At 73.1% G+C, this 22,846-nt stretch carries 20 protein-coding genes and 1 tRNA gene; 8 read left to right on the top strand and 13 right to left on the bottom strand.

Annotation, left to right across the window (positions count from 1 at the left end; all coding sequences use genetic code 11):
• Nucleotides 1-45: 45 nt before the first annotated feature.
• Complete coding sequence (locus AC54T2_RS07435) at nucleotides 46-984, bottom strand: pirin family protein (protein ID WP_186340205.1); 939 nt, start codon at nucleotides 982-984, stop codon at nucleotides 46-48.
• A 159-nt stretch (nucleotides 985-1,143) separates the two neighbouring features.
• Here AC54T2_RS07435 and AC54T2_RS07430 point away from each other — a divergent pair, with 159 nt between their 5' ends.
• From AC54T2_RS07430 to AC54T2_RS07420, 3 genes are all read left to right on the top strand, one after another.
• Nucleotides 1,144-3,075, top strand: a complete 1,932-nt coding sequence (locus AC54T2_RS07430) for an ABC transporter ATP-binding protein (protein WP_496665880.1) — start codon at nucleotides 1,144-1,146, stop codon at nucleotides 3,073-3,075.
• Nucleotides 3,072-4,997: an ABC transporter ATP-binding protein gene (locus AC54T2_RS07425; RefSeq protein ID WP_496665879.1), complete on the top strand. Its 1,926-nt coding sequence runs from the start codon at nucleotides 3,072-3,074 to the stop codon at nucleotides 4,995-4,997. The genes AC54T2_RS07430 and AC54T2_RS07425 overlap by 4 nt, the downstream gene beginning before the upstream one ends.
• An 86-nt stretch (nucleotides 4,998-5,083) precedes the next feature.
• Nucleotides 5,084-5,617 (top strand): VOC family protein, encoded by a 534-nt coding sequence (locus AC54T2_RS07420; protein WP_496665878.1) that lies wholly within the window; start codon nucleotides 5,084-5,086, stop codon nucleotides 5,615-5,617.
• Between the two features lie 12 nt (nucleotides 5,618-5,629).
• Here AC54T2_RS07420 and AC54T2_RS07415 read toward each other — a convergent pair whose 3' ends face one another.
• Genes AC54T2_RS07415 through AC54T2_RS07405 form a run of 3 tightly spaced genes read right to left on the bottom strand, consistent with a single transcriptional unit; the run spans nucleotide 5,630 to nucleotide 10,158 of the window.
• Nucleotides 5,630-7,483, bottom strand: coding sequence for a glycoside hydrolase family 15 protein (locus AC54T2_RS07415; RefSeq protein ID WP_496665877.1), 1,854 nt, complete (start codon nucleotides 7,481-7,483; stop codon nucleotides 5,630-5,632).
• Nucleotides 7,473-8,888, bottom strand: coding sequence for a glucose-6-phosphate dehydrogenase (gene zwf, locus AC54T2_RS07410; RefSeq protein ID WP_186340200.1), 1,416 nt, complete (start codon nucleotides 8,886-8,888; stop codon nucleotides 7,473-7,475). Before zwf ends, AC54T2_RS07415 begins: the two co-directional genes overlap by 11 nt.
• A 49-nt stretch (nucleotides 8,889-8,937) precedes the next feature.
• Nucleotides 8,938-10,158 (bottom strand): homogentisate 1,2-dioxygenase, encoded by a 1,221-nt coding sequence (locus AC54T2_RS07405; protein ID WP_186340199.1) that lies wholly within the window; start codon nucleotides 10,156-10,158, stop codon nucleotides 8,938-8,940.
• Nucleotides 10,159-10,223: 65 nt separating this feature from the next.
• Here AC54T2_RS07405 and AC54T2_RS07400 point away from each other — a divergent pair, with 65 nt between their 5' ends.
• The 4 genes from AC54T2_RS07400 to AC54T2_RS07385 are packed head-to-tail and all read left to right on the top strand — an operon-like array spanning nucleotide 10,224 to nucleotide 13,920.
• Nucleotides 10,224-11,090 (top strand): hypothetical protein, encoded by an 867-nt coding sequence (locus AC54T2_RS07400; protein ID WP_496665876.1) that lies wholly within the window; start codon nucleotides 10,224-10,226, stop codon nucleotides 11,088-11,090.
• Nucleotides 11,087-12,301, top strand: a complete 1,215-nt coding sequence (gene fahA / locus AC54T2_RS07395) for a fumarylacetoacetase (RefSeq protein ID WP_496665875.1) — start codon at nucleotides 11,087-11,089, stop codon at nucleotides 12,299-12,301. The genes AC54T2_RS07400 and fahA overlap by 4 nt, the downstream gene beginning before the upstream one ends.
• A 10-nt stretch (nucleotides 12,302-12,311) precedes the next feature.
• Nucleotides 12,312-13,220: a metallophosphoesterase gene (locus tag AC54T2_RS07390; RefSeq protein WP_489975723.1), complete on the top strand. Its 909-nt coding sequence runs from the start codon at nucleotides 12,312-12,314 to the stop codon at nucleotides 13,218-13,220.
• 19 nt (nucleotides 13,221-13,239) lie between these two features.
• The gene (locus AC54T2_RS07385; RefSeq protein ID WP_186340195.1) at nucleotides 13,240-13,920 is read left to right on the top strand and encodes a histidine phosphatase family protein; all 681 of its coding nucleotides are present in this window, start codon (nucleotides 13,240-13,242) and stop codon (nucleotides 13,918-13,920) included.
• A 16-nt stretch (nucleotides 13,921-13,936) separates the two neighbouring features.
• Here AC54T2_RS07385 and AC54T2_RS07380 read toward each other — a convergent pair whose 3' ends face one another.
• From AC54T2_RS07380 to AC54T2_RS07365, 4 genes are all read right to left on the bottom strand, one after another.
• Nucleotides 13,937-15,277 carry an MFS transporter gene (locus tag AC54T2_RS07380; protein WP_186340194.1) on the bottom strand — a complete coding sequence of 447 codons (1,341 nt, stop codon included), beginning with the start codon at nucleotides 15,275-15,277 and terminating at the stop codon, nucleotides 13,937-13,939.
• Entirely contained in the window at nucleotides 15,274-16,230 is a 957-nt protein-coding gene (locus AC54T2_RS07375) for a carbohydrate kinase family protein (RefSeq protein WP_496665874.1), read from the bottom strand. The genes AC54T2_RS07380 and AC54T2_RS07375 overlap by 4 nt, the downstream gene beginning before the upstream one ends.
• Nucleotides 16,231-16,262: 32 nt before the next feature.
• Entirely contained in the window at nucleotides 16,263-17,483 is a 1,221-nt protein-coding gene (locus tag AC54T2_RS07370) for an AGE family epimerase/isomerase (protein ID WP_496665873.1), read from the bottom strand.
• Nucleotides 17,484-17,571: 88 nt separating this feature from the next.
• Nucleotides 17,572-17,653, bottom strand: a tRNA-Tyr gene (locus AC54T2_RS07365).
• Between the two features lie 83 nt (nucleotides 17,654-17,736).
• On the opposite strand from AC54T2_RS07365, the gene AC54T2_RS07360 reads away from it, so the two are divergent.
• On the top strand, nucleotides 17,737-18,228 hold the full coding sequence (locus tag AC54T2_RS07360; RefSeq protein ID WP_186340191.1) for a YajQ family cyclic di-GMP-binding protein: 492 nt from the start codon (nucleotides 17,737-17,739) through the stop codon (nucleotides 18,226-18,228).
• Here the strand turns inward: AC54T2_RS07360 and AC54T2_RS07355 are convergent.
• From AC54T2_RS07355 to AC54T2_RS07335, 5 genes are all read right to left on the bottom strand, one after another.
• Nucleotides 18,212-18,865 (bottom strand): B12-binding domain-containing protein, encoded by a 654-nt coding sequence (locus AC54T2_RS07355; protein WP_489975720.1) that lies wholly within the window; start codon nucleotides 18,863-18,865, stop codon nucleotides 18,212-18,214. The genes AC54T2_RS07360 and AC54T2_RS07355 overlap by 17 nt on opposite strands.
• A 62-nt stretch (nucleotides 18,866-18,927) precedes the next feature.
• Nucleotides 18,928-19,905 carry a sulfate/molybdate ABC transporter ATP-binding protein gene (locus AC54T2_RS07350; RefSeq protein WP_496665872.1) on the bottom strand — a complete coding sequence of 326 codons (978 nt, stop codon included), beginning with the start codon at nucleotides 19,903-19,905 and terminating at the stop codon, nucleotides 18,928-18,930.
• Between the two features lie 56 nt (nucleotides 19,906-19,961).
• Nucleotides 19,962-20,837, bottom strand: a complete 876-nt coding sequence (locus tag AC54T2_RS07345; RefSeq protein WP_186340188.1) for a sulfate ABC transporter permease — start codon at nucleotides 20,835-20,837, stop codon at nucleotides 19,962-19,964.
• Nucleotides 20,830-21,678: a sulfate ABC transporter permease subunit CysT gene (gene cysT / locus AC54T2_RS07340; protein ID WP_186340187.1), complete on the bottom strand. Its 849-nt coding sequence runs from the start codon at nucleotides 21,676-21,678 to the stop codon at nucleotides 20,830-20,832. Before cysT ends, AC54T2_RS07345 begins: the two co-directional genes overlap by 8 nt.
• 27 nt (nucleotides 21,679-21,705) lie before the next feature.
• The gene (locus AC54T2_RS07335; protein ID WP_186340186.1) at nucleotides 21,706-22,752 is read right to left on the bottom strand and encodes a sulfate ABC transporter substrate-binding protein; all 1,047 of its coding nucleotides are present in this window, start codon (nucleotides 22,750-22,752) and stop codon (nucleotides 21,706-21,708) included.
• Nucleotides 22,753-22,846: the final 94 nt, after the last annotated feature.

The raw sequence follows: 22,846 nt of genomic DNA, 5'->3' as shown, positions 1-22,846 counted from the left end.
GCGGGCATCCTCGCGCACGCCGGGGACAACCGGGCCCAGCCGGGCTCAGCCGCGTTGCTTGAGCCGGACGTTGGGCAGCGGCGGCGCGGGGATGGGCTGCAGGTCGAGGTCGACCACGCCGAACCGGCCCGGGGCCACGTCGCGACCGTCGGCCACCACGCCGTCCCCGACGACGACCTGGTCCTGCCACGCCTGGCGGTAGCCGGCGACCTCGTCGTGGCTGCGGCCGATGAAGTTCCACCACATGACGATCGACTCCCCGAAGGGCGGGCCGCCGAGGAGGAGCACGCGCGCCTCCTCGGCCGCGGTGAGGGTGATGGTGGAGCGCCCCGCGGGGACGTGCCCGAGGTCGCTCGGCGCGAGCTCCTGGCCGTCGACGTCGACCGAGCCCACGTCGAGCAGCACGCCGTGCTCGAAGGTGGGGTCGACCTCGACCTCGAAGGACCTGCCCGGGGCGAGCATGATCTCGGCGCCGAGGAGCGGGGTGTGCACCTCGACGGGCGAGCTCGCGCCGAGGAGCGAGCCGATGAACACCCGGGCCTCCCAGCCGGGCCCGCGGACGGGCACGGGAGCGAAGTGCTCGAAGCGGGGCTCGACGTGGCGGCTGCCGTCGGGCAGGGCGATCCAGAGCTGGGCGCCGTGGAGCATGGTCGTGCCGGGGGTCGAGACCTCCGTGTGGCTGATCCCGCGGCCGGCGGTCATCAGGTTGAGCTCGCCGGGTCGAACGGTGGCCAGGCTGCCGACGGAGTCGCGGTGCTCGAGCTCGCCGCCGAAGAGCCAACTCGCCGTCTGCAGGCCGGTGTGCGGGTGGGCGGGGAGCACCATCCCGCCGGTCTCGTCGACGTCGTCGGGGCCGTAGTGGTCGACGAAGCACCAGGCGCCGATCAGCGAGCGCTGGCGCTGCGGCAGCGTGCGACGTACGCGCATGGCCCGGGGACCTCCCAGCGGGACCTCACGCGGTGCCAGCACCTCGACATCGGTCATCGTGCGCCACGGTACCCGTAGGGGTGGACCCGGCGCAGGTGGTCTTCGGACTCGGCCCGCCTCGGGACGCGAGCGGCGCACGGGGCCGGTCCGCGTGGGCACCGTCACGGTTTAAGGGTTCGTCGCCGGGCACTCCCGGCGCCTAGTGTCAGACACGACATGCAGGACTACCCACCCCGGATCGCGACGTTCTACACCGGCTCCGACGACGCACCCACGCCGGACCCCGACACCCGGTCGCCGCTGGCGTTCCTGCGATGGGTCCTGGGGCAGCAGAAGGCGCTGATCGCGCTCTCGGCGCTCTGCTACGCGCTGTGGTTCCTCCCGATGACGCTCGGGCCGTGGATCTTCGGTCGCGCGGTCGACCAGGGCATCGTCGGCGGCTCGGAGTCGGCGCTCCTCGGCTGGGCGGGCCTCCTGCTCGCCGTCGTCGTCGTGGGCGGCGTGTTCGGCATCGTGTCCCACACGCTGGTCGTGCGCAGCTGGCTCGTCGCGCTCTACGGGACCCTCGAGATGGTCACCCGCAAGGTGGCCCAGATGGGGCACGTGCTGCCCCGGCGGGCACCGACCGGCGAGGTGCTGAGCGTCGCGTCGAGCGACTCCGACGAGTTCGGCGCGCTGACCGAGATCGTGGCGCGCACCCTGGGCCAGGTCGCGTCCTACCTCACCGTCGCGTTCATCGTGCTCACGATGTCGTGGCAGCTCGGCCTGCTCACCCTGGTCGCGGCACCGCTCCTCGTCGGCGCCGCCCTCCCCCTGCTGCGACCACTCCACCGCCGCCAGCAGCTCGAGCGCTCGCGCACCTCCGACCTGACCTCGCTGGCCACCGACATCGTGGCCGGCCTGCGGATCCTCCGCGGCATCGGCGGGGAGCAGACGTTCGGGGCCAACTACGACCGCCAGTCCCAGTCGGCCCGGCAGGCCGGCGTGGCCGCCGGCATCTGGCAGGCCGTGGTCGAGGCGGTCGGCGTGCTGCTCTCCGGCATCTTCCTGGTCGCCCTGGTGTGGCTCGGCACCCGGCAGGTCCGGGCCGGCGAGCTGAGCGTGGGCGAGCTGATCACCTTCCTCGGCTACGGCCTCTTCATGGTCGGGCCGATCCGCACCTTCTTCGAGTTCGCCCAGAAGGGCGTGCGCTCCCTGGTCAGCGCCCGCAAGGCCACCGCGATCTTCGACCAGCGCCCGCCGTGGCGCGAGCCGTCCAAGCCGGTCGCGCTCGACGGCACCGCCGCGCTCCACGACACCGCGAGCGGGCTGACGGTGGAGCCGGGCGTGCTGACCGTCGTCGTGAGCGCGGTGCCCGAGCAGAGCGCTGCCCTCGCCGACCGCCTCGGCCGCTACCTGCCCGCCGACACCGAGCCCGTCCCGGCCGTGGAGGAGGAGGGCACCAAGGGCCGCGCCGCGCGTCGCTCGCGGGCCGAGCGGGCAGCCGAGCGGGCCCGCATCGCGGCGCGCGACGAGGAGCGGGCGACCCGCGAGTGGGGCGTCACCCTCGGCGGCGTCGACCTCTCGCGGGCCACGCTCGACGACGTACGCCGCCAGGTGCTGGTCAGCGACACCACCAGCCAGCTCTTCGCCGGGACCCTCCAGGACGCCGTCGACCCCCACGGCCGGCTCACCCGTGAGCAGGCCGAGCACGCGCTGCGCGTCGCCAACGCCGAGGACGTCTACGACGCGCTCCCCGAGGGCTGGCAGGGCCAGCTCGACGAGCGCGGCCGCGGCCTGTCCGGCGGGCAGCGCCAGCGGGTGGTGCTGGCGCGCGCGCTGGCCACGGACGCGCCGATCCTGGTGCTGGTGGAGCCGACCTCCGCCGTCGACGCCCACACCGAGGCGCGCATCGCCGAGCGCGTCGCGGAGACCCGGCGCGGCCGTACGACGGTGGTCACCACGGTCTCGCCGCTGTGGCTGCACCACGCCGACCGCGTCGTGCTCCTGCACGACGGCACCGTCGTCGCCGAGGGCACCCACGCCGACCTGCTGGCCGGCCACGACGGCTACCGGCGCGTGGTCGCGCGAGAGATGGACGACGAGCTGGACGACCAGATGGACCACCAGCTGGACCCCCAGATGGACGAGGAGGAGCCGGTCCGATGAGCACCGACCTGCTCGCCACCTCGGCCGAGACCTGGCGCGACCGGGCCGCCGACCCGCCCGCGATCCCCGACGAGCTGCTGCCGCCCGAGCACGCCGGCCTGCGCGAGCGCAACCGCGCCCTGTGGCAGCGCCACGAGCTGCGGCGCCAGCGCGCCGAGGACGTCTACGACGCCTCGCGCAACCCGGTGCGCGGCTGGCCGGTGTCGGGCAACCGCGCGGTGCTGGCGTTCCTCGTCGACCTGGTGCGCAGCCGCAAGCGCACCTTCGTGCTGCTGGTCGTGCTCAACGCCCTGGCCGCGGGCTCCGCCCTCGTGGTGCCGCGCCTGCTCGGCTCGCTCGTCAACCGGGTGGACACCCAGGGCGTGGGCGCCGGCGGCCTCGACACCATCGCCCTGGCGGTCGTCGGTGTGGTCGTCCTCCAGGCGCTGCTCACCTTCGGCGCGCAGCGCACGTCGACCTACTTCGGCCAGGACCTGCTCGCCTCGGCCCGCGAGCACGTCGTCCGCACGATCCTGCGCCTGCCCGTGGGCCGCGTCGAGGGAGCCAGCACCGGCGACCTCGTCACCCGGGTCACCCGCGACGTCGGCACGATGGCCCGCTCGGTGCAGTGGGGCGTGCCGCGCCTGCTGATCTCGCTGATGACGGTCGTGCTCTCGATCGTGGCGATGTTGCTCAACTCGCTGCTGCTGGCGGTGCCCGCGCTCGTGGTCTTCGCGCTCTGCGCCCCCGCCGTGCGCACCTACCTGCGCCGCGCGCCCAAGGCCTACATCACCGAGGGCGCCACCTACTCGCGCATCAACACCACGCTCACCGAGACCGTCGAGGGGTCGCGGACCGTCGAGGCACTGGGGCTCTCGCGGGCTCGCGTGGCGGCGGGCTCCGACGACATCGCGGTGTCGGGGCAGGCCGAGCGCTACGGCATGACGCTGCGCAACGTGCTGTTCGCGGCCCTCAACGCGGCGTTCCAGGTGCCGCAGGTCGTCACGCTGGTCGTCGGCGCCTACGGCTACAGCCGCGGATGGGTCGACCTCGGGCAGATCACCGCCGCGCTGCTCTACGTCGTCGCGCTGGCCGAGCCGCTCGACGCGGTCATCGGCGAGGTCGACCGCCTCCAGGTGGGCGCGGCGTCGACGAGCCGGCTGCTCGGCATCGCCGAGGTGCCGCCCGACCGCGAGCCCGGCGACAAGCTGCCCGAGGGCGCCGAGCTCGTCGGGTCGGACCTCCGCTTCGCCTACCGCGAGGGCCACGACGTGCTCCACGGCGTCGACCTGCACCTGCGCACCGGAGAGCGGCTGGCGGTCGTCGGCCCGAGCGGCTCCGGCAAATCGACTCTCGGGCGGCTGCTGTCGGGGATCAACCGCCCGCGCACCGGCTCGGCCCGGGTGGGTGGGGTGGACCTGGTCGACCTGCCGCTCGAGGTGCTGCGCACCGAGGTCGCGCTCGTCACCCAGGAGCACCACGTCTTCATCGGCTCCGTGCGCGACAACGTCGTGCTGGCGCGCGAGGACTCCTCCGACGACGCCGTGCGCCGGGCGCTGGCCGCCGTCGGTGGCCTGTCGTGGGTCGAGCGCCTGCCCGACGGGCTCGACACGATGATCGGCTCGGGGCGCTTCGCGCTCACCCCGGCCCAGGCGCAGCAGGTCGCCCTGGCGCGGCTGATCATCGCCGACCCGCACACGCTCGTGCTCGACGAGGCGACCTCGCTGATCGACCCGCGCACCGCGCGCACCCTCGAGGGCTCGATGAACAGCCTCCTCGAGGGCCGCACGGTCGTGGCGATCGCGCACCGCCTGCACACCGCCCACGACGCCGACCGCATCGCAGTGGTCCTCGAGGGTCGCATCGTCGAGCTCGGCAGCCACGACGAGCTCATCGAGCTCGACGGGGAGTACGCCGCCCTCTGGCGCGCCTGGACCTCCTGAGCCCGCTCGCATCAGGACCGCACCCGACCTGATTCCTGCCTAGCGTGGTGCCGAGCGCACCAGACGAGCGAGGAGGAGGGCGGACGATGGAGCACGACGCGACGACGCCGGCCGGCTACACGGCGGTGGCCCCGTGGGTGGTCACCGAGGACACCGGGGCGTTCCTGGACTTCACCACCACGGTCCTCGGGGGCGAGGAGCTCGCCCGCGTGGCCGTCGAGGACGGGTCCATCGGCCACGGCGAGGTGCGGGTCGGGGACACGGTCGTCCTGGCCTTCGACCGCCGGCCGGAGTGGCCGCCGATGCCCAGCCTGCTCCGGGTCTTCGTGCCGGACGCGGACGCCACGTTCGAGCGCGCAGTGGCGGCGGGCGCGGTGGTCGTGACCGAGCTCGCCGACAGCGCGTTCGGTCAGCGCGGCGGCCGGATCCGTGACCCGTTCGGCAACATCTGGTGGGTGGTCAGCCAGGTCGAGGACGTGCCGGAGGACGTGATGTGGCAGCGCCTGCGCGAGCCGGCGTACGCGGAGAGCATGCGGATCGCCCAGGAGACGCTGGACGCAGAGCTCGCCGGTCGCGCGCAGGGCCGCAGCAGCACTCCGGTGCGCGGCGACCGCGGATGACCGGCCGGTGGCTCAGCCGTCGAGGCTGCGGTCGAGGTTGATCACGGCGCTGATCAGGCTGAGGTGGGTGAAGCCCTGCGGGAAGTTGCCGAGCTGCTCGCCGTTGAGCGCGACCTGCTCGGCGTACTGGCCGAGGTGGTTGGCATAGGTGAACATCTTCTCCAGCGCCAGGCGGGCCTCGGCGAGGCGACCGGCGCGGGTCAGCGCCTCGACGTACCAGAAGGAGCACAGCGAGAACGTGCCCTCCGCGTCGACGGTGCCGTCGGTGCCCGGGACGCCGTCACCGAAGGCCTCGGGCTCGTAGCGCAGCACCAGGCTGTCGGAGACCAGCCGCTCCTCGATCGCCGCTAGCGTGGAGAGGAAGCGCGGGTCGTCCGGCGCCAGCATCTTCACCATCGGCATCAGCAGCGCACCCGCGTCGAGCACGTCGCCGCCGGCGACGGCGGTGAAGGCGCCGATGTCGTCGTTCCAGCACTCGGTCATCACCCGCTCGTAGATCTCGTCGCGGGTCGCGGCCAGGCGGGTGAGGTCGCCGGGCAGGCCGCGGCGCCGGGCCACGCGCATCATCCGCTCGACGGCCACCCAGCTCATCACGAGCGAGGTCGTGTGGGTGCGCGGCTCCGAGCGGATCTCCCACATCCCCGCGTCGGGACGCTCCCAGTTGTCCATCAGCCACGAGACGATCCGGCGCAGGTCGCCCCAGGCGTCGTGGCTGATCCCGCGGCCGTGCTTGTCGAAGAGGTAGACCGAGTCGATCAGCTCGCCGTAGACGTCGAGCTGGAGCTGGTCGACCGCAGCGTTGCCGATGCGCACCGGGCGGGAGTCGCGGTAGCCGGCGAGGTGGTCGAGCTCGCTCTCGTGGGGCAGGGCGCCGTCGAGGTCGTACACCACCCGGAGCGGGCCCAGGTCCTCGTCGGCGCCGTCGCCGGCGGCCTCGCCGAGCCGCTCGGAAAGGAAGCGCACGAACGCGCCCGCCTCCTCGGTGAAGCCCAGGCGCAGCAGGGCGTAGACGCTGAACGCGGCGTCGCGCACCCACACGTAGCGGTAGTCCCAGTTGCGCGACCCGCCGATGCTCTCGGGGAGGCTGGTCGTCGGCGCGGCGATGATCCCGCCCGTGGGCTCGTGGCACAGCAGCTTGAGGGTGAGCGCCGAGCGGTCCACCCACTCGCGCCACCGCCCGGTGTAGGTCGACTGCGAGAGCCAGCCGCGCCAGTAGGCCGCCGTGGCGTCGAAGAGCTCGGACACGTCCGACGGGGCACAGCCGCGGGCGGGCTCGCCGGGCGTCAGCACCTCGAGCACGAACAGGGCGGACTCGCCGGTCGCGAGCGTCACCCGGGCCGACGCGGTGCTCGCTCCGACGTCGAGGTCGAGGGTGCTCGACAGCGCCAGGTCGACCTCGCCGTCGGCGAAGCGCACGACGCCGTCCTCGACATCCAGGTCGGGCTCCGTGCGCGCGTAGTCGGGACGGGGCGTCATCTCCATGGTGAGCTCGACCGAGCCCCGCAGCCCGACCACGCGGCGCACCAGGCGCTGCCGGTGGTCGGGGTCGTGGGCGCGCAGCACCGGCATGAAGTCCTGGACCTCCACGACCCCGCGCTCGGTGAGGAAGCGGGTGACGAGGATGTTGGTCTCGGGGTGGTAGTACTGCTGGCTGCGCGCGTCGGGGTCGTCGGGTGCCAGCCGCCACGACCCGCCGTCGGGGTCGAGCAGCGAGGCGAAGACGCTCGGCGCGTCGAACCGGCCAGGGCAGAACCAGTCGATCGTGCCGTCGGTCGCGACGAGGGCTGCGGTGCGGAGGTCGCCGATCAGACCGTGGTCCGCGATGGGCGCGGCGGGTCCGCCGGGGGCCCGGGCGTCACTCGCCATCGGCGTCGCGGCCCAGGCGCCAGCCGTGCTCGGGGAGGGCGAGCGCCGCGTCCGGCCCCCAGGAGCCCTGCTCGTAGGGCAGCGGCGCCGGCCGGTCGTCGAGCACGGGCTGGCACACCTGCCACAGCCGCCGCGTCTCGTCGGCGTGCGCGAAGAGGGTGTGGTCGCCGTGGAGCACGTCGAGGAGCAGCCGCTCGTAGGCCTCGAGCGGCTCGTCGTGCGGGAGCTCCTCCCCCAGGTCGAGGCGCATGGCCGCCGGGGCGAGATCCATCTCCGGGCCGGGGCGCTTGCCGAGCAGGTCGACGTGGATCTGCGCCTCGTCGGTGAGCTCGAGGACGAGCTCGTCGGGGGCCAGGCCGTCGCCGAACACCGTCGAGTCCGGCTCCCGGAAGCGGAGCGTCACCGTGCGGCGCGTCTCGGCCATCGCCTTGCCGGTGCGCAGGAGGAACGGGACGCCGCGCCAGCGGTCGTTGTCGACCCACGCCTCCAGCGCGACGAAGGTCTCGACGTCGGAGTCGTCGTCGACGTCGTCCTCGTCGCGGTAGCCGTCGTACTGCCCGAGCACGACCCGGGCCGGGTCGAGCGGGCGTACGTCGGCGAGCACCGCGGCGCGCGCACGTCGTACGGCCGCGGCCGACCACTCCCCCGGGTCCTCCAGGGCGACCGCGCCGAGGATCTGGAACAGGTGCGTGGAGACCATGTCGCGCAGCGCGCCGGTGGACTCGTAGAACGACCCGCGACCCTCCATCGCCAGCGTCTCGGGCACATCGACCTGCACCGAGGCGATGCTCTCGCGGCTCCACGCCGGCTCGAAGAGGGCGTTGGCGAAGCGCAGCGCGAGCAGGTTCTGCACGGCCTCCTTGCCGAGGAAGTGGTCGATGCGGAAGACCTGGTCCTCCTCGAAGACCTCGTGGACGTCGCGGTCGAGCTCCTCGAACGACGCCAGGTCCAGGCCGAAGGGCTTCTCGATCACCAGCCGGGCGCCGTCGGCCAGGCCCTCGCGTCCCAGCATCGCGACCATGCCGGGCATCGCCGCGGGCGGGACCGAGAGGTACACCAGGCGCAGCACGTCGTCGCCGAGGCCCTCCTCCACCTCGCGCACCCGCGCGGCGAGGTCGGCGCCGTCGTCGGCGTCGGAGGCCCGAAACGAGAAGCGGTCGAGGAGGTCGCGCGCGAGGTCGTCGTCGAGGTCGTCGACCGAGTCGCGGAGCCCGTCGAGCACCTCGTCGCGGAAGTCGTCGTCCGAGTCGGGCGCGTGGCGCCCGCTGCCGATGACGGCGAAGTCCCGGGGCAGCCGGCCCGCCGCGGCGAGGCGGTAGAGACCCGGGAACAGCTTGCGCGACGCGAGGTCGCCGCTGGCGCCGAAGAGGACGAGGACGCAGGGCGGCAGGTCGGCGGTCGTCATGCTCGCCACGCTAACGATCACCCGAAGGAGTGGGCGTCCGCCCGGAGCGTCACGTGTTGCTGTAGACCGCCGGTCCGCCGTCCTCGCCGGAAGCGTCGGGGCCGCGGCCCGCCCAGGTCCAGGCGTAGGCCGGGTCCTCCACCGCGACGCCGCCCTCGCCGAGCTCGAGCGGGGCGAAGGTGTCGACCATGACGGCCGACTCCTCGAAGTACTGCACGCCCAGCGAGGCCTCGATCGCGCTGGGCTGCGGGCCGTGTGCGTGGCCGCCGGGGTGCAGGCTGATCGAGCCGATGCCGATGCCCGAGCCCTTGCGGGCCTCGTAGTCGCCGCCGACGTAGAACATCACCTCGTCGGAGTCGACGTTGGAGTGGTAGTAGGGCACCGGGATCGCGAGCTCGTGGTAGTCGACCTTGCGGGGCAGGAAGTTGCAGATCACGAAGTTCCAGCCCTCGAAGACCTGGTGCACCGGCGGCGGCTGGTGGACCTTGCCGGTGATCGGCATGTAGTCCTCGACGTTGAACGTGTAGGGGTAGAGGCACCCGTCCCAGCCCACCACGTCGAAGGGGTGCGTGGCGTAGGTCAGGCGGGTGCCGACGATCCCGGCGCTGGTGCGGTGCTTGACCAGCACCTCGACGTCGGTGCCCTCGACCTCGAAGGTCTCCGCCGGGCCGTGGAGGTCGCGCTCGCAGTAGGGGGCGTGCTCGAGCAGCTGGCCGAACCGCGACAGGTAGCGCTTGGGCGGGTGGATGTGGCTGTTGGCCTCGACGGCGTAGAGCCGCGACGGCTCGGCGGGCACCCACCGGTGGTCGGTCGCGCGCGGGATGACGACGTAGTCGCCGGTGCGGTAGGGCACGACCCCGAAGACGGTCTCGACCGTGCCGCTGCCGGACTCGACGTAGACGCACTCGTCGCCGATGGCGTTGCGGTAGAGCGGGGACGGGTCGGTGCCCGTGAGCACGTAGGCGATCCGCACGTCGTTGTTGCCCAGCACCAGGCGCCGGCCCTCGACCGGGCAGGTGCCGGTCTGCAGGTCGTGCAGCCGGAGGTGCCGCGGCTTGAGCGGGTGGTTGGGGATCCGCGACTGGTCGGGGAGGTCCCACACCCGACTGTCGGTGATCGCGCTCGGCACGCCCCGGCGGTAGAGCAGCGAGGAGTCGGAGGAGAATCCCTCCTCGCCCATCAGCTCCTCGCGGAAGAGGTGGCCGTCGTCGTCGCGCAGCTGGGTGTGCCGCTGGCGGGGCAGCCGTCCGAGTGCTCGGTAGTGGGCCATCAGTGCGCTCCGTTCATCCGATTACCGGACGTCAGCGTCCGTTATCTGGTGGCTAGAGTAGCCCCGTGTCCCCCAGCCCTGCACCCTCCGAACCCACCCGGCGAGCGTCCGTCTGGCCCGAGGAGTGGCGCGGCCTCGTCGACGACGCCGCGATCTTCCCTCCCGGCGACGCGCCCCTCCACGAGGCGACCGCGGCCCACACCGCGCGCCGCGAGGAGTGGTGGGCCGACCTGGTCGGCAGCTTCGTGCTCCGCGACACCGACCTGCCGCTCGTCCGGGGCTTCGGCGGCCCGCTGTCGGTCGTGGTGACCGGCGGCGCCGGCCAGCTCGCCGGTCCGCTGGGCGCGGCCGGCCGCCTCGGGCTGCACGTCGCTGCCGTGGAGATCGCCGTCCGCGACGTCGACGACCCGGTGGGCAACGTGCGCCGCATCGACGCCGCACTGCGCGCCGCCGGGGCCGACGACGTCCCCCTCTACGTCGAGCTGCCCGGGCCGGTGACCCCGACCTGGCTGGCCGCCGCCGACGAGGTCGCCGCGTGCGGGCACCGCCTCAAGCTCCGACTCGGCCACGTCGACCACGACCTCGTCCCCGGCTCCGCGACCGTCGCCGGGTGGGTCGACGCGGCGCTCGACCGCGAGACGCCGTTCAAGGCCACCGCCGGGCTGCACCGGGCGGTGCGCCACGAGCCGCAGGGCGGCGGCGCGCACGGCTTCCTCAACCTGCTGGCGGCCACGAGTGCGCTGTGGGACGGCGGCACCGTGGACGACGCGACGGCCGCCCTGGAGGTGCGCGACGGCGCCGCGCTCACGGCGGCGCTGGCCGGTGGCGGCGTGGCGTCGGCCCGCCGCTGGTTCACCTCCTTCGGCTCCTGCTCGGTCACCGAGCCGCTCGACGACCTGATCGCCCTCGGACTGGTGGAGGACAACGCATGAGCCGCAGCAGCTGGGTCGAGGGAGCCGCGGGCTCCGGGTTCGACGTCGACCACCTCCCCTACGGCGTCTTCGCCCGCTCCGGCGAGCGCCCGCGGGTCGCGGTGCGCATCGGCGACCAGGTGCTCGACCTCAGCGTCGTCGCGGCCGCCGACATGGTCGACACCCACGAGCTGTTCGACCAGCCGACGCTCAACCCGTTCATGGCGGCCGGGCCCGCCGTCTGGGAGTCGACCCGCGCGTGGGTGACGGGGCTGCTGACCGACCAGACCGAGCGCGACCTCGTCGAGCCGGCCCTGGCGCCGGTCGACTCGGTGACGATGCTCCTGCCGTTCACGGTCGGCGACTACGTCGACTTCTACGCCTCCGAGCACCACGCCTCCAACGTCGGCCGGATCTTCCGCCCCGACCAGGAGCCGCTGCTGCCCAACTGGAAGCACCTCCCCGTCGGCTACCACGGCCGCTCGGGCACGGTCGTGGTCTCCGGCACCGACGTCGTACGACCCTGCGGGCAGCGCAAGGCGCCGACGGAGGAGCGCCCGACGTTCGGCCCGTCCCGGCGTCTCGACATCGAGGCCGAGCTGGGCTTCGTGGTCGGGGTGCCGTCCGCGCTGGGCGAGCGGGTCGCCACCGCCGACTTCGCGCGGCACACCTTCGGCGTCGTCGGCCTCAACGACTGGTCGGCGCGCGACATCCAGGCGTGGGAGTACGTGCCCCTCGGCCCGTTCCTCGGCAAGTCGTTCGCGACCTCGATCAGCGCGTGGGTGACCCCGCTCGCGGCGCTCGACGCCGCCTGGACCGACCTGCCCGGACAGGACCCGGAGGTGCTCGACCACCTCCGAGTCGAGGGCCCTGCCGGGCTCGACATCGAGGTGGAGGTGGTGCTCGACGGCGAGGTGGTCTCGCGTCCGCCCTACCGCACCATGTACTGGTCGCCGGCCCAGATGCTCGCCCACACCACCGTCAACGGCGCCTCCGTGCGCACCGGCGACCTGTGGGGGTCGGGCACCGTGTCGGGCGCCGAGCCCGGCCAGCGCGGCTCCCTGCTCGAGCTGAGCTGGGGCGGCACCGAGCCGTTCACCGCCGGCGGGCGCGAGCGCACGTTCCTCGAGGACGGCGACGAGGTGACCCTGCGCTACACCGCGCCGGGCACCGCGGGCGGCCGGATCACCCTCGGCGAGGTGACCGGGCGCATCCTCCCGGCGCGGCCCTAGGCTGCTCGGTGTGAAGCAGCTCGGTCAGTACGCCGCCCCGCGGCACGTCGTCGCGCACCTGAGCGACCCGCACCTGATCGGCGGCGGAGCGCTGCACTACGGCGTCATCGACAACGTCGCCAACCTGCGCCGCGCGCTCGAGCGGCTCGCGGCGGTGCGCCCCGCGCCCCGGGCGCTGGTCTTCACCGGCGACCTGGCCGACCGCGCCGAGCCCGACGCCTACGCCACCCTCCGCTCGATCGTGGAGCCGTTCGCCGCCGGGATCGGCGCGACGGTGGTGTGGACGATGGGCAACCACGACGAGCGGGCGCCGTTCGCCAGGGGCATGTTCGACTCCGACGACGCCGGGTGCCAGGACCGGGTGCACGACGTCGACGGGCTGCGCATCGTCGCCCTCGACACGAGCGTGCCCGGCCACCACCACGGCGAGCTGCTGCCCGAGCAGCTGGCGTGGCTCGCCGACGTGCTCGCCACCCCCGCCGAGCACGGGACGCTGCTGGCGATGCACCACCCGCCGCTGCCCCTGCCGATGGTGCGCGCCGCCGAGCTGATCGAGCTGCACGACCAGCAGGCGCTGGCCGACGTGATCGCCGGCACCGACGTGCGCGGCATCCTCGCCGGTCACCTGCACCTGCCGACGTGGTCGACGTTCGGCGGCGTGCCGGTCTCGGTGACGGCGGCCAGCTGCTACACCCTCGACCCCGCACCGGTCGACCGCTTCGTCTCGGGTGTCGACGCCGGCCAGGGCTTCACGATGGTCCACGCCTACGACGACCGCCTCGTGCACACCCAGGTGCTGATCGAGCGGGGCGCCGAGGTGAGCCACATCGGCTCCGACATCGAGGCCGCGCTCGAGGACGTGCCCCTGGAGCAGGCGCGCGAGCTCGCCTCCAGCAAGACGTCCCCGTTCAACTCCTAGCCTCCCGAGGATCCCCCCCTTGCGACTCCTGCTCATGCGCCACGGCCAGACGCACGCCAACGTCTCCGGCGAGCTCGACACCGCCCACCCCGGGCTCGACCTCACCGACCTCGGCCGCGCCCAGGCCGTGGCGGCCGCGAAGGCCCTCGCCGACGAACGGATCGACGCGATCTACGTCTCCAGCCGGGTGCGCACCCACCAGACCGCCGCCCCCACCGCGCAGGCGCGCGGCCTCGAGCCGGTGCAGCTCGACGGCCTGCAGGAGATCGCCGCGGGCGACTTCGAGATGCGCAACGACCACGACGCCGTCGCCGGCTACATCGGAGCCGTCGCGGCGTGGCTCGACGGCGACCTCGACCACCGGATGCCCGGCGGCGAGACGGGCGAGGAGTTCCTCGCCCGCTACGACGCGGCCGTACGCACCATCGCCGAGGCGGGCCACGAGGCCGTGCTCGTCGTCAGCCACGGGGCCGCGCTGCGCACCTGGGCCTCGACCCGGACGGCGCCCAGCCCGCAGGCCCCGCCGGCCCACCAGCCGCTGCACAACACCGCGCTGATCGTGCTCGACGGCGACCCCCGCACCGGCTGGGAGCTGGTGTCGTGGCAGGGCCACCCCGTGGGCGGCGACTTCCTCGAGGACCCGACGGCCGAGGACCCGACCGGCGACCTCGACTCCGACGGGGACGGCGAGATCGGCTGAGCGCACGTCGGGCTCGCTAGACGCCCTCGGTGCCGATGCCGGGATGCACGAAGGGCTTGCCGGCCCGCAGCTGCTCGACCGAGCCGGGGTGCACCCGCGCGAGGTGGTCGAGCCCGCGGCGGCGGTAGCGCAGCGTCTGCACGATGCCGAGGGTCCAGAACGCGTACTGCACGGCCATCGCCAGCTTGAAGTCGCCGAGCGTGTAGGACCCCATGCCGCCGGACGCCGACAGGTCGAGCACCAGGCCGATGAGGGCCATCGTCAGCAGCGAGGCGGTGAAGCCGCCGATGTTGACCAGCCCGTTGGCGCGCCCGGTCTCATGCGCCGGGCTGAACGAGCGGGCGAGGTCGAAGGCCACCATCGCGGCCGGACCACCGCTCGCGGTGGCGAAGGCCATCACGACCACGAGCCACGTCGGCGCCACTCCCGGCCACAGCAGGACGGCGGTCCACGGGACCACCATCGCCAGGACGACGGAGACCACGATCCACGAGCGGTAGTAGGGCAGCCGGCCCACCAGCCGGGCGAGCACCAGGCCGCTGACGACCGTCCAGGCCGTCATCGCCATCAGCAGCGTGCTGGCCGCGCGCGAGGTCCAGCCGAGTCCCTGCACCAGGAACGGGAAGCCCCACAGCAGCGTGAAGACCGTGGCGGAGAACTGCGAGGCGAAGTGCGACCACATCCCCAGCCGCGTGCCGGGGTTGCCCCACACCGTGCGGACCGACTGCGCCAGAGCCCGCAGCTTGATCACGACGACCTCGCTGCGGCGGTAGGGCGAGTCCTTGACGAGCGCGAGCACCGCGACGAGCAGCACGAGGCCGACGCTGGAGGTGATCGCGAACGTGCGGGTCCAGCCGAGCTCGTCGAGCAGGAAGGACAGCGGGCCGGCCGCGGCGATCGCGCCCAGCTGCCCGGCCAGGCCGGTGACCTGGGTGACCATCGGCGCCTGCCGCACCAGGAACCAGATCGTGACGAGGCGGATCACGCTCACGAAGACCATCGCGTCGCCCGCCCCCACCACCGCGCGCGCCGCCACCGCCCCGGCGAACGAGGTGGAGAACGCGAAGGCGAGCTGGCCGGCCGTCATCAGCGCGAGCCCGACCAGCAGCATCGTGCGTGAGCCGTAGCGGTCGAGGAAGACCCCCACCGGCACCTGCATCCCGGCGTAGACCACGAGCTGCAGCACGGTGAACGCGGCCAGGCCGGTGGCGGTGATGTCGAACCGGTCGGACGCGATGATCCCCGCGACCCCGAGCGAGCTGCGGTGGAACACCGCCAGCACGTAGACGGCGAGCGCCACCAGCCAGATCACCCAGGCCCGTCGTCTCCCGATCTCGTGGATCTGCTCCGCGCTCACTCCCGCCCGGCTTCGCGGTCGGTGCCCAACGCGGCGGAGAGCTCCGCCCGCGTCGGCGGGTCGGCACCGGGCCGGGAGACGTTGATGGCCGCACCGACGGCCGCTGTCGTGACGACGTCGAGGAGGTCGCGGTCGGTGAGGGCGCGCAGCGCGTCGCTGGCTCCGGGCCCGTGCGCCCCGAGGGCGACCAGCGCGTCGAGCAGCACGCCGCTGAAGGTGTCGCCGGCTCCGACGGTGTCGGCCACGGCGACGGGCACGCCGGGCACCTCGAGCGTCGTCCCGTCGGGGCGTACGGCGATCGCGCCGGCGCCGCCGCGGGTGACCACGACGAGGCCCGGTCCGGCCGCCGCCCAGCGCGCGGCGGTCGCGACCGGGCCCTCGCCGGGCTGGAGCCACGCGAGGTCCTCGTCGCTCACCTTGACCACGTCGGCGAGGGCGACGAGCTCCTCGACCCGGGCCGCGGGCCCGGCGCGGTCGGGGGTGATCGCGGGGCGGGCGTTGGGGTCGAGGGAGAGCAGGGCCCGGCCGCGGTGCGCGCGGAACGTCGCGAGCACGGTGTCGGCACCCGGCTCGAGGACGGTCGCGATCGACCCGACGTGCACCACGTCGCACGGCACGTCGGGCACCGCGCGAAGGTCCCAGTCGAGGTCGAAGTCGTAGGTGGCGGCGCCGGAGTCGTCGAGGGTGACCGCCGCGCTCGACGTGCGGCCCGAGCCGGTGGGCGAGGCGAGGACCTCGACGCCGCCGGCCTCCAGCCAGGCCCGCACGGCCGCGCCGCGCGCGTCGTCGCCCAGCAGGGTCACCAGCCGTACGTCGCGCCCGAGCCGGCCGAGGGCGAGCGCCACGTTGGCGGGGCTGCCGCCGGGATGGTCGCGGGGCGCCCCGTCGGGCCCGGGCACCACGTCGACGAGCGCCTCGCCGACGACCAGGATGCGGGGCTGGACGTCGCTCATGCACCCATCATGCCCGCGGGCTGGCCGGTCGCTCATCCCCGGTGCGGACCCACGGTCGCGAGGGCGCTGGCGAGGCTGGGGGCGAGCGGGAGCCGCGGCAGGAGCGTCGCCTGGACGGCGTGGTAGAGGTCGGGCTTGCCCGGCCAGACGCTGGCCTGCGGTCGGTTGGCGGCGTCGAGCTCGTGGTGCCACGAGCCCCGACCGGCGTCGCGCACGTGCGCGACGACGAAGTCCCACCACTCGGCGTACCGCTGGGCGTAGGCGTCCTCACCCGTGCGCCGGTGCAGCGCCGCGGCGGCCGCGATCGCCTCGGCCGCGACCCAGTGCATCCGCTCGCGCACGACCGGCCGCCCGTCCCAGTCGGTGGTGTAGACGAAGCCGGGCTCGCCGTCGGCGTGCCAGCCGTCGGCGACGGCCCGGTCGAAGAGCAGCCGCGAGGTGTCGAGGAGACCGGCCGGCGCGACGTCTCCCAGGGTCGCCTCGAGGTGGAGCAGCAGCCGCGACCACTCGAGTCCGTGGCCGACGGTCGCGCCGTAGGGCTTGAACGGGTCGCCGGGCCGGTCGCGGTTGAGCTCGAGGTCCACCGACCAGTCGGCGCCGAAGTGCTCCGGGAGCCGGCCGTCGTGCGCCGGCGCCAGGTCGAGCACCAGGCCGGCCAGCCGGGCCGCGCGCCGGTGCCACACGTCGTCGCCGGTGACGTCGCCGACCGCGAGCATCGCCTCCACCGCGTGCATCGTGGAGTTGAGCCCGCGGTAGGGCGCGACCGTGGTCCAGGCGCGGTCCCACTCGTCGACCACGCGGCCCAGGTCGTCGTCGAAGAAGCGCTCCTCGAAGACGCCGGTCGCCTCGTCGAGCAACCGATCCGCCCCGGGCAGCCCAGCGACGACGGCGGTCGACGCGGCGAGCATCACGAAGGCGTGCGCATAGCAGGACTTGCCGGTGCCGTCGGGCCTGCCGTCGGGACCGACGGCGGCGTGCCAGCCACCGTGGTCGGCGTCGCGCAGCACGCCGTTCAGCCCGGCGAGCGCACCGGCCGCCACGGCGTCCGCGCCCTCGACGCCGAGCAGCGTGCCGAGGCACTGGACGTGGACGGTGCGGGCGGTGATCCAGGTGTGCACGGGCCGCGCGAGGTCGGGCGCCCCGGCATCGTCGAGCCACGCGGCTCCCCCGCCGGGGTGCACGGCGCGGCGGCCGAAGTCGATCAGGCGGCGACACTCGGCGTCGAGCCAGGCGTCGTCGGGCGGGGTGCTCACCCGGGCAGTCAAGCAGCGCCCGCCCACGAACGCACGAGACCCCCGCACGCGGTGCGGGGGTCTCGCGACCGGAACGGAGTCCGTCCGGTGGCAGGTAGAGGATTCGAACCTCTGTAGGCAATGCCGGCTGATTTACAGTCAGCTCCCTTTGGCCGCTCGGGCAACCTGCCGGGGCGTGCGGAACAATAGCAAGGCACGGACATGACAACGAATCGCCGGGGCACCCGGCGCGAGCCCCCCAAGGAGGCACTCAATGGCCGACTCGAGCTTCGACATCGTGAGCAAGCTGGACCGCCAGGAGGTCGACAACGCGCTCAGCCAGGCGGCCCGCGAGATCGCCACCCGGTTCGACTTCAAGGGCACCGGCGCCTCCATCGAGTGGAAGGGCGAGAAGGCCATCGAGATCACCGCCTCCGCCGACGACCGGGCCAGTGCGGTGCTCAGCGTCTTCCAGGACAAGCTGATCAAGCGCAACCAGAGCCTGAAGATCCTCGACGCCTCCGAGCCGCGCCAGTCGGGCCAGGTCTCCAAGATCGACATCGCGCTCAAGGAGGGCATCACCTCCGAGGACGCGAAGAAGATCTCCAAGCTGATCCGCGACGAGGGCCCCAAGGGCGTCAAGGCGCAGGTGCAGGGCGAGGAGCTGCGCGTGTCGTCGAAGAAGCGCGACGACCTCCAGGCCGTGCAGCAGCTGGTGAAGGCGCAGGACTACGACTTCGCGGTGCAGTTCACCAACTACCGCTGAGCTCGGACAGCTCGCCGACGAGCACCACGACCGCGCGCACCGGGTCGGCGGGCAGGGGTCGCGCGCCGATCTCCTCGAGGGTCTGCGCGTCGGCCCCGCGCCCGGCGGCGTAGACCGGGTGGTCGGCGGCGAGCCTGCGCAGCGCGGACGCGTGGGCGGTGAACGTCGTCGGGCGCCGCGCCGCGAGGACGACCGCGTCGGCGCCCGCGGCACGCGCCGCCGTGCGGATGGCAGGCACGGGCGTGTCCGCCCCGAGGAACCTGGCGCGTACGCCCCGCTCGCGCAGCATCAGCGCGACGCACAGCAGCACCATGTCGTGCCGCTCGCCCGGCGGGCAGGCGAGCAGGACGACCGGCGCGGCCGCGGAGGCGTCCTGGAGCACCGGCGTCGGGGGCACCGCGGTGAGCGCGGTGAGCTTGCGTCGCAGCATGTCGCTGACGAAGTGCTCGTGGGCGACCGAGAGGGTGCCCGCCTCCCACCGGTCGCCGACCTCCTCGAGGAACGGGAGGACGACACCGGTCACCGCGGCCGAGAGCGGCACGTCCCAGAGCAGCCGGGCGATCGCGAGCTCCGCGGCCTCGGCGTCGAAGGTCTCGACGGCGGACCACAGCTCGTCCGAGGTCGTCGTGGGGTCCACCCGGGCACGCTAACCCGCCGAGCGGGCGCGCGCGGCTTCGCCGGCACCGCCGCGCCGCACGCTCAGACGGCCGCCGCCATCCGCGGCACCACGGTCGCGCCCGCCGCAGGGGTGAGCCAGACGGTGCTCCCCTCCTCGAGGCCGTGGGCGCGGGCGTGGGCGCGGGTCACGACGACCGACACCTCGTCGCCGTCGACGGTGAGCACGGTCAGCCGGACCTCGAAGCCGATGCGCACCAGGCGGTGGATCGTCCCCTCCACGCTGCCGGCCAGGGACGGGGTGCGCTCCAGCTCGATGTCGTGGGGCCGGAGCGAGAGTCCGCCGAGGTGGGTGACCTCGCCGAGGAACGACATCACGAAGTCGTTGGCCGGCTCGTCGTAGAGCTGGTCGGGGGTGCCGACCTGCTCGACGCGTCCCTCGTTGATCACCACGATCTCGTCGGCGACCTCGAGCGCCTCCTCCTGGTCGTGGGTGACGAAGACGGTCGTGACGTGCACGTCGTCGTGGAGACGGCGCAGCCAGTCGCGCAGCTCCTTGCGGACCTTGGCGTCGAGCGCGCCGAACGGCTCGTCGAGCAGCAGCACCGACGGCTCCACCGCGAGGGCGCGGGCCAGGGCCATGCGCTGGCGCTGGCCGCCGGAGAGCTGCGAGGGGAGGCGGTGCGAGAACTGCGAGAGGTGCACCAGCTCGAGGAGCTCGCGCACCCGGTGCTCGACCTCGTCCTTCGGGCGCTTGCGGATCTCGAGACCGAAGGCGACGTTCTTGGCCACGGTCATGTGCTTGAAGACCGCGTAGTGCTGGAAGACGAAGCCCACGTTGCGCTTCTGGGCGGGCAGGTGGGTCGCCTCGACGCCCGCGATGCTCACCGTGCCGGCGTCGGCCTTCTCCAGGCCGGCGATGATGCGCAGCAGGGTCGACTTGCCTCCGCCGCTGGGGCCGAGGAGCGCCGTGAGCTGGCCGGTCGGGATGGTGACGCTGACGTCGTCGAGCGCGACGAAGTCGCCGAACTTCTTGTTCAGCCCTGACACTTCGATGCTCATGGGGTGATGCCTTTCTGGTGGCTCGGGGGTGGCCGGGACGTGGTCGCCGGGTCGGCTCAGTGGCGGTTCTTGGGACGGATGATCGCGACGACGACGATGCAGGCCACCGACACCATCGCGAGCAGGAAGGCGGTCGCGTAGGCGCCCTGCTGGTCGAAGTTGAGGTACTTCTCCTCCACCGCGAGGGTGGCCGTGCGGGTCTGCCCGAGGACGTTGCCCGAGACGACCTTGACCGCACCGAACTCGCCGAGCGAGCGGGCCAGGGTCAGCACGACGCCGTAGACGATGCCCCACTTGATGGACGGCAGGGTGATCCGCCAGAACCGCTGGAGGGCGTTGGCCCCCAGGCTCTCGGCGGCCTGCTCCTGGTCGGTGCCGATCTCCTCGAGCACGGGGACGAGCTCGCGGATCATCAGCGGCAGCGCCACGAAGGTCGTCGCCATGATGATGCCGGGCGTCGAGAAGATGACCTGGAACCCCCAGTCGGCGAGGGTCGGCCCGAGCCACCCGTTGCGGCCGCCGTAGACCAGCACGAGGGCGAGGCCGACGACGATCGGGGACACCGAGAGCGGGATGTCGAGCAGCGAGTTGAGCAGTCGCTTGCCGGGGAACTCCTGGCGCACGAGCAGCAGCGAGATCCCCACGCCGAAGAGCGTGTTGATCACGACCGACCACACGGCGACGTAGGCGCTCAGCTGGAGCGCCACCACCATGTCGGGGTCGGACAGCAGCGAGGCGATCGACTCCCACCCGTTCGCGAAGGTGTGGGTCACGACCAGCGACACCGGCCAGGCGACCAGGAGGAACAGGTAGGCGGTGACGATGAGCCGCAGCACGTAGGTCGTCGGGGTCTTGCGCACGCGCGGGGGGCGGCGGCGCTCCTCGACGGGCGGCACGACCGCCTCGACGTCGTGGACGAGGGTGTCAGCCACGTGCGGCCACCCGCCTCTGGATCAGGTCCAGGAGCACGATCACCGCGAGCGAGATCGCCAGCAGCACCGTGGCGACGGCCGCGGCCGCCGGGACGTTGTCGTTCTCGATGCTGCTGAGGATGCGCACGGAGGTGACCTCGGTCTTGAACGGGAGGTTGCCCGACAGCAGCACCAGCGAGCCGTACTCGCTGACGCCGCGGGCGAAGGACAGGGCGGCGCCGGCGGTGATGGCCGGCGTCAGGCTGGGCAGGATGATGCGGCGGAACGTGGTGAACCGGCTCGCGCCGAGGGACGCGGCGGCCTCCTCGACGTCGAGGTCGAGCTCCTCGAGCACCGGCTGCACCATCCGCACGACGAACGGCAGCGTGACGAACAAGAACGCGAGGAAGACGGCCGGGCGCTGGTTGGCGATGTCGATGCCGAGCGGGCTGTCGGTGCCGTAGAGCGAGAGCAGCACCAGGCCGGCGACGATGGTCGGCAGCGCGAAGGGGATGTCGATCATCACCTCGAGCACCGACTTGCCCCAGAACCGGTCGCGCACGAGCACCCAGGCGATGAGCGGGCCCATCACGACGTTGACGGCCGTGACGCCGAGGGCGGTGAAGACGGTGAGCTTGATGGCGGCGGCGGTCTGGCCGTTGGTGATGGTCGCCCAGAAGACGTCCCAGCCGCCGTCGACGGCGGTGACGACGACCGCCGCCAGGGGGATCAGGACCAGCGCGCTGAACCAGATCATGGCGATGCCGAGCCCGAGACCCGACGACCGCGTGAGCGTGGAGCGCGGACCCGACCGGCGAGGAGCCCTCGCCGGTCGGACCGCTGCGATCTCAGGAGAGGTCATGGTGGAGGTGATGGGGTGACCGGGGTGTCACTCGAGGGAGAGACCGGCGTTGAGGATGGCCTCGAAGATGATGCCGTTCTCCTCGTCGAAGAACTTCGTCGACACCTCGTCCCAGCCACCGAAGTCCTCGTCGACCGTCAGCAGGGTGGGCACCTCGGGGAACGGGTTGGACGGGTCCGTCGCACCCTCGACGGTGCCGCCGTAGTCGACGTCGTCGCGGAGCGGGCGGAACCCGGTCAGGGCGAACTGCCTCTGCCCCTCGTCGGAGAGGACGAAGTCCAGCCACGCCTGCGACGGCTCGGAGGCGTCCTTCAGGATCGCGCCGGCGTTCTCGATCTTCAGCGTGGTCTCCGGGATGATGTACTCGAAGGCCTCGTCGTTCTGCGCGGCGAGGATGGCCTCGTTCTCGTAGGCCATGAGCACGTCACCGGTGCCGCCGAGGAACGCCGTGGTGGCGTCGCGGCCGCTGCCCGGGAGCGAGACGACGTTCTTGAAGAACTTGTCGACGTAGGCGGTGGCCTCCTCGTCGGTGCCGCCGTCGCTGATGACCTGGCCGTAGGCGGCGAGGGCGTTCCAGCGCGCGGCGCCCGACGAGGCGGGGTTGGCGGTCACGATCTCGACGCCGGGCTTGACCAGGTCGGCCCACGTCTTGATGTTCTTGGGGTTGCCGTCGCGCACGCCGAACGCGACGACCGAGGTGGACACGACGCCCTTGTTGTCGCCCGCGTCCCAGTCGTCGGCCACGAGGCCCTCGTCGACCAGGCGGGTGACGTCGGTGGGCACCGACATGTGGACGTAGTCGGCCTTGAGACCGGCGGCGACCGCGCGGCTCTGGTCCCCCGAAGGACCGTAGGAGGTCTGGAACTCCACGCCCTCGCCGTCGGGCGTCTTGGCGAACTCCTCGGCGATGGCCTTGTTGGCGGCCTCGGGGACCGCGAACCCGACGATGTGGATGGTCTCAGCGGCATCCTCGTCGGAGCTGCTGGCGCCACCGGGGGCGCAGGCGGACAGGGCCAGTGCGGACAACGTGGCCCCGACTGCGGCCGCGAGAGCGGTACGTGAACGGATCTGCATGGGGGATGCTCGACTTTCTCGATCGGTGTGCAATGTCGAGAAACATACATGACTTTATTGACCTGCCTCACATTGCCCACGGATCGGGCGAGTC

The organism is Nocardioides sp. Z35_8 (genome assembly GCF_059621125.1).
The sequence above is the reverse complement of the archived record's forward strand: the minus strand, read 5'-3'. Positions and strand labels throughout refer to the sequence as shown.

Bases quoted from the DNA above. Each gene is read 5' to 3' on its own strand.
- AC54T2_RS07435 (WP_186340205.1), bottom strand. From the start codon at position 984: ATGACCGATGTCGAGGTGCTGGCACCGCGTGAGGTCCCGCTGGGAGGT.
- AC54T2_RS07430 (WP_496665880.1), top strand. From the start codon at position 1,144: ATGCAGGACTACCCACCCCGGATCGCGACGTTCTACACCGGCTCCGAC.
- AC54T2_RS07425 (WP_496665879.1), top strand. From the start codon at position 3,072: ATGAGCACCGACCTGCTCGCCACCTCGGCCGAGACCTGGCGCGACCGG.
- AC54T2_RS07420 (WP_496665878.1), top strand. From the start codon at position 5,084: ATGGAGCACGACGCGACGACGCCGGCCGGCTACACGGCGGTGGCCCCG.
- AC54T2_RS07415 (WP_496665877.1), bottom strand. From the start codon at position 7,483: ATGGCGAGTGACGCCCGGGCCCCCGGCGGACCCGCCGCGCCCATCGCG.
- zwf (WP_186340200.1), bottom strand. From the start codon at position 8,888: ATGACGACCGCCGACCTGCCGCCCTGCGTCCTCGTCCTCTTCGGCGCC.
- AC54T2_RS07405 (WP_186340199.1), bottom strand. From the start codon at position 10,158: ATGGCCCACTACCGAGCACTCGGACGGCTGCCCCGCCAGCGGCACACC.
- fahA (WP_496665875.1), top strand. From the start codon at position 11,087: ATGAGCCGCAGCAGCTGGGTCGAGGGAGCCGCGGGCTCCGGGTTCGAC.
- AC54T2_RS07375 (WP_496665874.1), bottom strand. From the start codon at position 16,230: ATGAGCGACGTCCAGCCCCGCATCCTGGTCGTCGGCGAGGCGCTCGTC.
- AC54T2_RS07360 (WP_186340191.1), top strand. From the start codon at position 17,737: ATGGCCGACTCGAGCTTCGACATCGTGAGCAAGCTGGACCGCCAGGAG.
- AC54T2_RS07350 (WP_496665872.1), bottom strand. From the start codon at position 19,905: ATGAGCATCGAAGTGTCAGGGCTGAACAAGAAGTTCGGCGACTTCGTC.
- cysT (WP_186340187.1), bottom strand. From the start codon at position 21,678: ATGACCTCTCCTGAGATCGCAGCGGTCCGACCGGCGAGGGCTCCTCGC.
- AC54T2_RS07335 (WP_186340186.1), bottom strand. From the start codon at position 22,752: ATGCAGATCCGTTCACGTACCGCTCTCGCGGCCGCAGTCGGGGCCACG.